The organism is uncultured Jatrophihabitans sp. (genome assembly GCF_964252635.1).
Classification (GTDB): Bacteria; Actinomycetota; Actinomycetes; order Mycobacteriales; family Jatrophihabitantaceae; genus Jatrophihabitans.
Map to the genome: position 1 here is coordinate 1 of NZ_CAXUNP010000077.1, position 7,756 is coordinate 7,756.

Genomic DNA, 7,756 nt, shown 5'->3' on the forward strand with positions numbered 1-7,756 from the left:
CGTGAAATCAGGGGAAGTCCAAGATCCACCACATCCTCGAACACATCCTCGGCGGGCGAACCGCATTGAACAACATGTGCCTGTTGTGTCCGTTCCATCATCGACAGTTCGAGAAGCGCCTCGGATTCAATGGGTCCTCGCAACACCTGGTTTTTGGAGGTGTTGTTGATCATGATCAGTTGGAACAGGTCGGTGCGGCCGAAGTTGGGGTCGCTGGGTATGCCGGGGATCGACTTCGCGCTCCCTGTCCCGAACAGGTGACCGCTGCCTGCTGCGGCAGACGTGACGTGCCCGCTCGCAGCTGAGAGGTGGCTCGAGCGAGCTGGGTGGGTGTTGCGGCCCTGGCTAGCGTCGAACCGGTGTCCGAGCTGCGAATGATCGTTCTGATCTGGACGCTGCTCGCCGCCATGGCCACCACCGGGGTGCTGGGCGCGCGGCATCGCGGCGGCGCGGTGGCCCTCGCCCTCGTCTCGTTGGTCTGGCTGGTCGTGGACAGCGACTTCGAGGGCATGGTGCTGATCCCGGTCACGAAGCACAACGGCCTGACGACCTCGGACCTGGTGGGCGTGCTCGGCGGCGTGCTGGCACTCGGGCAGTGGGTGCGGCTCACCCGCCGCCGACGTCGGCAGCGGTCCGTGCCTCGCGGTCAGTAGACGCGCACGCTCTTCGACGCGCTGCCCGTCGACGCCTGGTAGCCGTCGGCGCCGTAGTAGACGCGGTAGCCGAAGGTGCCACGCGACGAGGCCCGCACCGTGAACCGGTAGCCACTGTGCGACGACAGCGTCTGGTGCGTCACCGTCACCCACCGCGAGCCGGAGCGGCGCTGCAGGTAGACGACGTGGCGGTACTTGTTCGGCGACACCGAGCCGTACACCGTGAACGTCTTGCCCTTGCGCACCTTGGAGGTCGCGGCGATCGAGATGCGGGCGTACTCCCCCACCGCCCGGGCCGCGGACGTCGCGGCGGCGAGACCGTTGCTGCTCTGCGCGCCCGCGCCCTCACCGGCGTAGGCGAGCCGCACGTCGACCGAGTAGCCCGGCTTGAACGTCGTGAACCGGACCGAGCCGTCCGTCGCCGTCCGGGCGGTGCCGAAGGTGACGTACCCGCCGACGCCGTGGCGCCGGTACTGCAGGCTCACCGAGCGGCCGGCCAGCCCGACCTGCTTGCCCGCCTTGTCCGGCGACGTCAGCCTGCCGGTGACCGGCAGCGCCGAACCGTAGGTCAGCGAGGTCGGCGCGGACGTGACGGTCAGCGTGGTGGCGGTCCGCGCCGGGACCGGCACGGTCACCGATGCGGTCGCGGGTGCGCTCTGCCCGACGGCGTTCACGGCCATGGCCGAGAAGCTGACGGCCGTTCCGATCGGCAGCCCGGTCACCGTGGTCGTGGTCGCCGAGGCGTCGAGCGGGGACGTCGTGGCCGGCGCGGAGCCGATCTTGGTGCTCAGCACGAAACCGGTGATCGCGGCGCCACCGTCGTCGATGGGTGCCGACCAGCTCAGCGTGGCCGTCGTGCCCGAGACGGTGGCGGACAACCCGGCCGGCGCGGACGGCGCGATCGCGGCCACGGCCACCGTGTTGGACGCCGACGACTGCGGGCTCCAGTTGACGTTGTTGCGCGCGGCCACCGTGAACGAGTAGGCCCGGCCCCGCTGCAGGCCGGTCAGCGTGGCCGCCGTCGCGTTCCCGGTGACGACGACCGGCGTGCCGGCCGTCCCGTCCAGCCACGGCGTGACCCGGTAGGAGGTGACCTCGGCCCCGCCGTCGTCGGCGGGCGCGGTGAAGGGCACCGTCGCGGTCGTGCCGCTGACGGTCGCGGTGCCGACGGACGGCGCGGACGGTGCGACGGCCGGCACGTACAGGCCGATGTCCGGCACCGCCGCCGCGCTGCTGCCGGCGTCGTTGACCGCGCGGACCGCGAACGTGTACGACGCGCCGCGGGCCAGGCCGGTGAAGGTCGCCGACGTGGTCGACGCCGCCACCGTGGCCTGCGCGGCCCCGTCGCGGTAGGGCGTCACGGTGTAGCTCTTGACCGTGCTGCTCGGGGCGGTCCAGGTCACGGTTGCCGTGGTGCCGCCGGCCAGGATCGCGGTGACGTTGGTCGGCGGCACCGGCGGCGGGGTGGTGGTCGCGGGCGGCGTGCCCGGGGCGTCGGTGACCACGAAGGTCGTCGCGTAGGCGGCGAGCTGACCGTCCGCGGTGGTGCTCCGGTTGCCGGCCAGGTCCGTGACGGCGACGGCGCTCACCCGCCACGTACCCACCGTGGCCAGCGACGACAGCGGCACGGCCGCCACGTAGGAGGCGTCGGTGGGCGTGCTCGACGCGACCGGGCTGCCGACGACGGTCTGCGAGACGCCGTTCGGGTCCTTCAGCGTGACCTCGACGGCGGCGACGCCCGAGGCGTCGTCGGTGGCCGTCAACGACATGATCAACCAGCCGCCGGAGGCGAAGTCCACGCTGGACAGGGTCGAGTGGTTGAGGGTGAGGTTGGTCAGCTGCGGGGCGTTGTTGTCGAGCACCCCGGTGACGTTGACCGTCGAGGGCAGCCCGGCCGTCGCGAGCTTGGCGCTGCTCATGTCGGTGCCGTGGTTCAGGGCGTTGCGGGCGGTCAGCGAGATCCGCCAGTCGCCCGGGTCGACGTAGCGGGGCAGCCGGATCGAGCCCTGCCACCAGCCGTCGCCCGCGTCGCCGGCCACCAGCGTCAGCGCGGTGCTCAACGTCTGGTAGCCCTTCGGGCTGGTGAGCGTCGCGGCGGCCCGGGTGGTACCCGAGCCGTCGTCGGTCAGGTGGACGAGCACGTCGGCCGAGACGGTGGCCGCGCGGGTGCTGATGGCACTCGGGGTGATCGCGAGCTCGGCGACCGCCGGCCCGTTGTCGTCGGTCGGCGTGCTGAGCGTGAACGTCGCGCCGAGGCCGTTCGGGGACGCCGAGGTCCAGTGCCCGTCCGGTCCGCGGTCGGAGAGCAGGTCGACGCCCGTCACCGACCAGCCGCCGCCCGCGTTGAACGCCGGCACGGTGACGAGCACGTCGGTGTCGAGGGCAAGGGTGTTGTCGACCGGTGTCGTGGCGCTGGCCGTCAGGCCGTACGGGCCGGCGAGCGTGACCGTGACGTCGTCGATGCCCGATCCGGTGTCGGTCGCCTTCACGTGGACGGGTATCACGAGGCCGCTGCGGTCGGCGCCGGCGGTGTCGAAGGTCGTGCTCGGCACCGACAGGCCGGTGAGCACCGGCGCGGTGCCGTCGGTCGCGCTCTGCACGGTGAAGGTGCCGGCGAGCGGGGCAGACCCGGTGGCGTAGCTGCGGCTCAGCCCGGCCGCGTCGGTGGTCGAGGCACCCGCGATCGTCCAGGTGCCGGGCTCCGCGTACTGCCCCAGCGTGGTCGTGCCCGACCAGGTTCCCTTGACGTCGTCGCCGGAGGTCAGCGTGCTGACGTCGACATCCGTGCGCACGCCGCTGGGCGAGGCCAGGGTGACGGTCGTGTCGGTGACGCCCGAGGCGCCGCCGTCGGCCTGGGAGTCGTTCAGGCTCGCGGTGACGGTGACCGTCTGCGCGCCGGACGTCGTGTTCACCGGGTTCGGCGTGACGGTGACGCCGGTGAGGACCGGGGCCTGGGTGTCGCCGCGGGTCGTGCTGACGGTGATGCTGCCGGACCCCGCGGTGGACACCGGGCCCGTGTTCTCGTCCAGGTCGGAGACGGACATCGAGGACACCGTCCACGTGCCTGGTCCTGTCACGTACATGTACGTCGAGAACAGCACCGTGCCCTTGTGGACGTCGCCACTGACCAGGTCGTAGGGCGTGACGTAGATCGGCCACGTCGCCCCGGAGTTGCTGGTCAGCGTGACCGTCGCGCCGGCGAAGCCCGAGACGGCGTCGGAGACGTCGAAGGAGCCGTCGATGCGGACCACGCCCAGGTAGCCGCTGGTCACGGTGGACGGGCCGATCTTGAGGTTGCTGACGACGGGGGCGGTCGAGTCGTCGGTGGAGGTGACCGTCACCATCGCGGCGGGCTGGGCGCCGTCGCAGCTCGAGGGGGGCGCCGTGTCGTACGGGTCGGCCGGGGTCTGCGGCGTGCACAGCGTCGTGGTGTTGTACTGCGCGTCGGTCAGGATGAGCTGGCTGAGGGTGTACGTCGCCGGGGTGTCGAAGGAGACGTCGCCGCTCCACACCCCGTTGGTGACCGTGCCGCCGGTCTGCGTCAGGTCGGCGTCGGCCTGGGAGTACCCGTCGCTGCCGACGAAGGTGACGTGGGCGGCGGCCACCCCGGACAGGTCGTCGGTGGCGGCGATGGTGACGTGCACCGTCTTGGCGCCGTCGGACACATCGACGTTGGTGCGGTCGAGGGTCAGCGAGTTTGCCGTGTACTTGGGCTTCGTGGTGTCGACGGCGGCCTTGACGGTGACCGGCGCACCGGTCAGCCCGGTGGTGGTGGCGGTGTTGCCGAACGCGTCGGTCAGGGTGATCGCGGTGATGCTGTACGTACCGGGCGTGCTGTAGGAGCTGTAGCGCTCGATGCCGGTCCAGACGCCGTTCTGGGCCGTGCCGCTGGTGCGGTCGAGGTCCAGGGTGTCGGTGCTGTCCGGGCCGGTAACCGTGAGGCGGGCCGCGGTCGCGCCGGACAGCGCGTCGGAGATCTGGGCGGTGTAGGTGACGCGGCGGTCGCCGGCCGTGACGTCGACGGTCGAGGCGCTCGCCGTGAGCTGGCCCAGCGTGGGAGCGGCGGTGTCGTTGGCGCGCCGGACGGTGAGCGGGGTGGCGTTGGCGACGGTCGCGTTGGCGCCCGCGAAGTCCTCGAGGTAGAGGGAGGCGGTGTAGGCGCCGGCCGCGGTGCCCTGGGGAACGGGTACGTCGATGTCGTAGGTGCCGTCGTACGGCGTGCCGCTGACCCGGTCGCTGTCGGTGAAACCGACCGGGTCCAGGGTGGTGCCCGGGTTCGTCGAGGTCGCAGACGTCAGGGTGACGGTGCCGTTGCTGAAGCCCGACGGCGTGGCGCCCGCCTGCGCGCCGTCCTGGATGCGCACGACCACGGTGGCGGTCCGGTCGCCCGCGGTGTCGTCGACGCTGGTGGGGAGGACCCGGTAGCTCGCGATGGTCGGCGCCTGGGTGTCGACCGGGTCGGCGTTCGCGCTCGTGAGGGTCACCGCGCCCACCGCGACGAGCGCGGCGGCCGTCAGCAGGGCGGCCGCACGGCGCGGGGCGAGGGCACGTCGCGCGTCGAGGGCGCGTCGTGGGACGCGAGGGGCGCGAAGGGTGCGCGACACGAGGGCCTCCACCCCCGCGGCGGACACCGGCGCCCGGGACCGGTCGCCAGCTAACAGGGACTTTATGCCCTGGTCCCGGCACAGCTAAACGCCCTGCTCGTGACTCTCGCTCGGTCGATCGATCGGCCGGGCTGGCGCCGGGGTCGCCTAGCCGTAACACCGCGTGTTACAGCGTTGACCACGGACCAGCCCGGCGGCCGGGGAACCGGCCGGACCGCTCCGCGCGTCAGCCGGTACGGGTGATGACGATCTCGGTCAGCGTCTCGAGCGCCTCGCGCGCGGGCAGGTGCGGCATGACGGCCAGCGAGGCTCGCGCGGTGGCGGCGTACCCGGCGAGGGTCTGCCGGGCCTCGGCGATCGCGTCCGACGCGCGCAGCAGGCGCAGCGCCTCGGCGTGCTCGTCGTCGTCGACGAGCGGGCGCGACACCAGCTCCCGCAGCCGCGCGTTCGACGGGTCCGTGGAGCGCAGTGCGTACAGCACGGGCAGGGTCGGGATGCCCTCGCGCAGGTCGGTGCCGGGCGTCTTGCCCGACTCGTCGGTGTCCGAGGCGATGTCCAGGATGTCGTCGCTGATCTGGAAAGCCACGCCGATCTGCTCGCCGTAGGTGCGCAGCCCGGCGATGATCTCGGGCGTCGCCCCGGCGTAGTAGGCGCCGAACTCGGCGGCGGTGGCGATCAGCGAGCCGGTCTTGTCGGCCAGCACGTCGAGGTAGTGCGCGATCGGGTCGGCGTCCTCGGCGGCCCCGACCGTCTCGTGGATCTGGCCGATGACGAGCCGCTCGAAGGTCTGGGCCTGCAACCGGACGGCGAAGGGGCCGAGGTCGGCCAGGATGTTCGAGGCGCGCGAGAACAGGAAGTCGCCGGTGAGGATGGCGACGGTGTTGTCCCACCGCGAGTTGGCGCTGATCGCACCGCGGCGCACGGCGGCCTCGTCCATGACGTCGTCGTGGTAGAGCGTCGCCAGATGGGTGAGCTCGCAGACCACCGCGGCCGGCACGACCTCCGGCTTGTCGGGGTGGCCGAAGTGCGCGGCGAGCAGGGTCACCAGCGGGCGGAACCGCTTGCCGCCGGCGTCCACGAGGTGATGCGCGGTGGCGTTGACGAAGAAGTCATTCGAGTCGCACGCGGTGCGCAGCGCGGACTCCACGTCGTCCAGCCCGCGCCGGATCGCGGCCTCGAGCTCCCGGTCGTCGAAGGTCAGGCCGAGGGCGACGCGGGTGGACTTCGGGACGGCCGCCATGACGTCAGCCTGTCAGATGCGCGGCTTTGCCCGCGAGGTCCAGGATCGGCTGCGGGAACACGCCCAGGAAGATGGTGACGACGACGCCGAAGGTGAGCGCGATGGACGTCGACCAGCCCGGGATGGCGATGGTCGGCCCGTTCTCCGGCGGCTCGGCGAAGAACATGAGCACGACGATCCGCAGGTAGAAGAACGCGGCGATCGCCGAGGCGATGAGGGCGATGACCACCAGCGGCCCGGCCACGTGGTACGCGGCGCGGAACACGAAGAACTTGCCGGTGAAGCCCGACGTCAGCGGGATGCCGGCCTGCGACATCAGCAGGATGGTCATGACGACGGCCACGACGGGGCTCTTGCGCGCCAGGCCGGCCCACTGCGCCAGGCTGGTGGCCTCGCCGTCGGCGTCACGCACGAGCATCAGCAGGCCGAACGCGGCCAGCGTGGTGAACCCGTAGGACAGTACGTAGAACAGCACGCTGGAAATGCCGTCCTTGGTCAGCGCGACCATCCCCACCAGGATGAACCCGGCGTGGGCGATGGAGGAGTAGGCCAGGATGCGTTTGACGTCGGTCTGGGTCAGCCCGAACAGGGCACCGACGACCATCGACGCGATCGCGGCTCCCCAGACGACCGGCCGCCAGTCGTAGGACGAGGTCGAGAAGCCGACGTAGAGCACCCGCAGGATGGCCCCGAACGCGGCCACCTTGGTGCACGCGGCCATGAACGCGGTGACCGGCGTCGGCGCGCCCTGGTACACGTCGGGCGTCCAGCTGTGGAACGGCGCGATGCCGGCCTTGAACAGCAGGCCCACGAGCAGCAGCGCCAGGCCCAGGTACAGCAGCACGTCGGACTTCGTGCTGTCACGGCTGGCCGAGAGGATCTCGGGCAGGTCGACCGAGTCGGCGTAGCCGTACAGCAGCGCGAGCCCGTAGAGGAAGAACGCCGAGGCGAACGCGCCGAGCAGGAAGTACTTGACCGCAGCCTCCTGCGAGAGCAGGCGGCGACGGCGGGCCATGCCGGCCATCAGGTACAGCGGCAGCGACAGCACCTCGAGCGCGATGAACATGAGGATGAGGTTGTTCGAGATCGGGAAGATCAGCATGCCGCCGACGCTGAACATCAACAGCGGGAAGATCTCGGTCTGCACGCGCTCGCTGGTGGCCAGCCGGCGGTCGTCGGGCGAGCCGACGGTGACGGCGGACGACGCCACGATGGGGCTGCCGATGTCGACGCTGCGCTCGGCCATGAGCAGCACGGCC

The 7,756-nt window shown here is 71.5% G+C and carries 4 protein-coding genes; 1 reads left to right on the forward strand and 3 read right to left on the reverse strand.

The features are described 5' to 3' along the window. Positions 1-359: 359 nt before the first annotated feature. Complete coding sequence (locus ACFFCA_RS19440; protein WP_375487880.1) at positions 360-653, forward strand: hypothetical protein; 294 nt, start codon at positions 360-362, stop codon at positions 651-653. On the opposite strand, the gene ACFFCA_RS19445 is transcribed toward ACFFCA_RS19440, so the two are convergent. The 3 genes from ACFFCA_RS19445 to nuoN all read right to left on the reverse strand — a co-directional run. Beyond that, positions 647-5,257, reverse strand: coding sequence for a beta strand repeat-containing protein (locus ACFFCA_RS19445; RefSeq protein WP_375487882.1), 4,611 nt, complete (start codon positions 5,255-5,257; stop codon positions 647-649). The two genes, ACFFCA_RS19440 and ACFFCA_RS19445, sit on opposite strands and share 7 nt — an antisense overlap. 226 nt (positions 5,258-5,483) lie before the next feature. Continuing rightward, positions 5,484-6,497 carry a polyprenyl synthetase family protein gene (locus tag ACFFCA_RS19450; RefSeq protein ID WP_375487884.1) on the reverse strand — a complete coding sequence of 338 codons (1,014 nt, stop codon included), beginning with the start codon at positions 6,495-6,497 and terminating at the stop codon, positions 5,484-5,486. Positions 6,498-6,501: 4 nt separating this feature from the next. Continuing rightward, positions 6,502-7,756: NADH-quinone oxidoreductase subunit NuoN (gene nuoN, locus ACFFCA_RS19455; protein WP_375487886.1), on the reverse strand; the 1,255-nt coding region annotated here is incomplete at its 5' end.

What these genes read in the sequence shown, in the direction of transcription:
- ACFFCA_RS19450 (WP_375487884.1), bottom strand. Translation starts at nt 6,497, where the DNA reads ATGGCGGCCGTCCCGAAGTCCACCCGCGTCGCCCTCGGCCTGACCTTC.